Below are 4,274 nucleotides of genomic sequence, written 5' to 3'. Positions count from 1 at the left end.
GATTATCGGTCTTGTAGCCCAGATCCATGAATATAAAGGAAGGCAAGAGCTTTACCTTAAACAAAAACCTGCTGAGCTTGATCGTCTTATTGAGATTGCCAAGGTGCAGAGTACAGAGGCTTCTAATGAGATCGAAGGTATACGAACTACTAATACTCGTCTGTTGCAGCTTGTCAAAGACAAGACAACGCCTAGAAATCGTGATGAGGAAGAGATCATGGGGTACCGTGATGTACTGAATACTATTTACGTGAACTTCGAGTATATACCTATAACATCTAACTACATTCTCCAGCTTCATCGTGATTTGTATAAATATTCTCATAAAAGCATCGGTGGTACATTTAAGAACTCTCAGAATTATATAAGTGCGACAGATACGAATGGACGTGAATTCGTATTATTCACTCCTCTGCCGCCATATGAAACTCCGACTGCTATCGAAGCTATATGTGACAGCTATAATCGCATAATCGCAACGCAGGATATCGATGCACTGCTTCTGATACCTGTGTTTATACACGACTTCCTCTGCATTCATCCGTTCAATGATGGTAACGGCAGAATGAGCCGCCTGCTCACAACTCTGCTGCTGTATCGTTCTGGTTATGTAATCGGCAGATATATCTCCCTTGAAAGCAAGATAGCCAAGAACAAGAACCTGTACTACGACGCATTAGAGCTGTGTCAGAAAGGCTGGAACAAGGGCAAAGAAGATCCCACGCCGTTTATAAAGTACTTGTTGCAGACTATTCTCGCTGCCTATCGCGACTTTGAGGAACGTGTTTCATTGGTCGATGAGAAATTGCCGGCAATAGAAATGGTACGTCGTGCTGTGTATAATAAGATCGGTAAGTTTACAAAGAGCGAAGTCATGGAACTTTGCCCGACGATCAGTAAGGCTTCAGTTGAGAATTCTATCAAGCAGCTTGTTGAACAGGGACTTCTCTTAAAGCATGGCAGCGGTCGAAGCACATTCTATACCCGAAGCGACATTTGAAGCAATATATTATATAATTTCAGTAAGGAATGATTTATATTATGAAAAAGGCTTTAGTACTTTCACTTTCATTGTTTTTGTTGTGTGGCTGTGCTTCTCAAAATATCGACTCTTCAGAAGATAAGAAAGATGAAGCAAAAACAACAGCCGTTACGACAACTGCAAGAACGACTTCAAGTTCTACTGTAACTACATCTCATACTATAACGACTACAATTGCGACACCAACTTCCGTAGCCGCTGAAACTACTTCTATAGCGGACGCTGATGACTTCGTATGGCTGGAAAGAGGAGTATATGAGGTGGGATACGGAGAAAGAAAACCTGATCTTCCTTATGATAACAGGTTTGAAGGAGTATTCTATTCTTTTTTTGATGATAATACAGGTGTTAAGTGGGATGCATATGAGGGTGTTGTCGCTTATTTTTCTTGCGAACAAAAAAAAGACAGTATCATTTTTCATGAAACTAATCTGACAAAGAACAATCCAGAAGCAGAAATAGGAGCTACATATGATTATGAACGTCGTCCTTCTCTGGATAATGACGGCAATATAAAGCTCGATAATTCCATTTTACTTGTTAGGCTATCTGCTGATGAAAAGGAATATGAACCAGGATTATTCGATGCAAGAGACTACAGTGACAATTATGTATTTAATGATGGCCTTAAAGCCATTAATTCACCTAACTTTCTTGGAAAAAAACTCGAGAAATAAAACATGAAAAGTTTGGAAAAAAAGCGAATAATGGAGCTTTGTCCTATACTAAGCGACATTTGATGCAATAGAAGAGATAATAATCAAAGTAGTAAGATTATGAATATAGATAATACTCTTTACAGCGGACGACCAACAAATAATCGTTCCGAGCCCGAAGTAGCAATATATGATAGACTTGACTCTCTGGGCATCGAGTACAAGAGAGCAGACCATGAACACGCTGATACTATGGAGGACTGCCTGCTGATAGAATCTGTGCTTGGGGCTAAGGTCTGCAAGAATCTGTTTCTCTGCAACCGTCAAAAGACAAGTTTCTATATGCTGCTTATGCCTGGAGACAAGCCGTTCAAGACAAAGTTTCTGACCTCGCAGCTTAACTGTGCGCGCCTTTCATTTGCGGAAGCCGATAAAATACAGGAATTTCTGCATACTATCCCCGGCTCTGTATCAGCGTTGGAACTTATATTCGATACTGATAACAACATACAGCTTGTCATAGATCACGCTCTGATTAAGGATGAATACATATGTGGTCATCCCGGTATCAATACATCTACAGTCCGCCTGCTCCGTGAGGATATGCTCAGATATGTACGTGAAACTAAGGATGAGCCAACATTTATAGATCTGCCGGTAGAATAAAATATTGGACCGTCCTTATGGACGGATATTATTTCATGAGAAAAATATATTGAATTTATATTTTTTGTGCAAAACTACCTTTGCATTTTTCTTTTAAGAGTGCTATAATAACATAAAAGAACGTGTAGCAGTTACTGCGTAAGTCCAGTTACTTGCTTAACGTTCTATTTTTTTTGCGAGGTGATACTTATGTACAACGTAGGTGACATGGTGATGTACGGTGCATTCGGGATATGTAAGGTCACGGCAGTTGAAAAGCGTGATTTTACGGGTGAAGAACAGGAATACTATATTCTCAAACATATATACACTGAGAAAAACATCTTCTATGTACCGACCAATAACGACACGGCTCTCAGCAAGATGCACCCGATATGCTCAAAAGCTGAGGTCGATGAGCTGATCTCCCACATGAATTCTGAGGGGCTTATATGGATAGACAACGACATCAAGCGTAAGGAAGAATACAGCCGCATCATTAAAGATGCCGACAAACATGAGATCATACGACTTATCAAAACGCTGTACCTTCGCCGTAAGGAGCTTGCCGAAAGCGGGAAAAAGCTGCGTTACACGGACGAGAATTATCTTAGTCTTGCAGAGAATATGCTCTTTGAGGAATTTGCCTACGCTCTTGATATCGACAAAAGCGAAGTTGTCGAATATATCGAAAAGCATATCGCATGAAATTTGTGAAAAAACACAATTTGAAAAATGCTGAAAAATTTGATATAATTAGTACATAACGAGTAGCAATTCTGCGTAAGTCCGGTTATTGCTGCTCGTTTTATTTTTTATGGAGGTAGATCATAATGAAAAGAATCAAAGAAGCGTGTATCTGCCAGACACTTCATTTTATGCTCAAGGAAGATGTCGGTCATGACTATGCGGTAAGGGTCGTTTAGGAGGAGATCAAAAAATACAAGGAAAGCCTTGAAAAGAGCAAGACCAAGTATAAGATCCTTGAAGAAACCGAGCAGCCCGACGGCTCTGTTATCATGAAAATCAAAAAACAGTACAACACTGCTCCTGTCGGCTCTTATCTCGACTGATACAATTTCATATCATCAAAAACAGCGTGTGGCTTTAAGCGTAATTCCGGCTTATAGCTTCACGCTGTATTTTTTAGGAGGAATTCAAATGGAACAAACCGCAAATCAATTCTTGGGGCGTGAGCCTGTCGGCAGACTGATGAAAAAGTACGCTTTGCCTTGTATCATTTCTCTGCTGGTGGGGGCGCTCTACAACATCGTTGACCAGATATTTATTGCAAACGCAAGCTATCTCGGCTCTTATGGAAACGCCGCCAATACGGTGGTGTTTCCGCTGACAGTCATAGCTCTTGCAATTGCCGTTATGGTCGGTGACGGCTGCTGTGCATTTGTCAGCCTGAGTCTCGGAAAGGGCGAACCAGACAAGGCAAGGAAAAGTGTCGGCAACTCCGTCCTTATGACGATCGTGAGCAGCCTTATCCTATGTGCCGTGTACCTGATATTCAGCGATGGAATCATCGCAATGTTCGGCGGTACAGTCAATGAAGAAACATTCCGCCACTCACAGGAATACTTCTTCTATATCTCCATTGGTATCCCGTTCTATATGTTCGGTCAGGCTATGAACCCTGTGATTCGAGCCGACGGCAGCCCGAAGTTTGCTATGATCTCCACCCTTGCAGGTGCGGTACTGAATATGATACTTGATCCGATATTCATTTTTGTTTTCAGGTGGGGTATGATGGGTGCAGCAGTCGCAACTGTCATCGGGCAGATCGTAACGGCAGGACTTGCAGTGTGGTATCTCTGCAATATGAAGCTCGTAAAGCCTGAAAAGGCTGATTTCAAGCCTGAAAGTGCAATTATCTGCAAAACGCTGACGCTCGGTCTGACCAGCTTTCTCTCGCAGATCTCCCT

General features: G+C 41.6%; 5 protein-coding genes and 1 pseudogene. All 6 read left to right on the top strand.

The window, feature by feature from the left end; translation table 11 throughout:
- Position 1: 1 nt before the first annotated feature.
- A complete protein-coding gene (locus tag J6U00_RS12875) occupies positions 2 to 1,000 on the top strand; it encodes a Fic family protein (RefSeq protein ID WP_296582451.1) in 999 nt (332 codons plus the stop codon).
- 41 nt (positions 1,001 to 1,041) lie between these two features.
- Positions 1,042 to 1,719, top strand: a complete 678-nt coding sequence (locus J6U00_RS12870) for a hypothetical protein (protein ID WP_296582449.1) — start codon at positions 1,042 to 1,044, stop codon at positions 1,717 to 1,719.
- Positions 1,720 to 1,818: 99 nt separating this feature from the next.
- Entirely contained in the window at positions 1,819 to 2,364 is a 546-nt protein-coding gene (locus J6U00_RS12865) for a prolyl-tRNA synthetase associated domain-containing protein (RefSeq protein ID WP_296582448.1), read from the top strand.
- Positions 2,365 to 2,553: 189 nt separating this feature from the next.
- On the top strand, positions 2,554 to 3,051 hold the full coding sequence (locus J6U00_RS12860; protein WP_296582446.1) for a CarD family transcriptional regulator: 498 nt from the start codon (positions 2,554 to 2,556) through the stop codon (positions 3,049 to 3,051).
- A gap of 125 nt (positions 3,052 to 3,176) precedes the next feature.
- A pseudogene (locus J6U00_RS12855) lies at positions 3,177 to 3,416 on the top strand (hypothetical protein).
- 88 nt (positions 3,417 to 3,504) lie between these two features.
- Positions 3,505 to 4,274 (top strand): MATE family efflux transporter (locus J6U00_RS12850; RefSeq protein ID WP_296582445.1); only part of this gene is annotated, 770 nt, incomplete at its 3' end.

Origin of the sequence: Ruminococcus sp., assembly GCF_017650195.1 — a bacterium.
Lineage (GTDB): Bacteria > Bacillota > Clostridia > Oscillospirales > Ruminococcaceae > Ruminococcus.
This window is presented reverse-complemented; position numbering and strand designations above follow the sequence as displayed.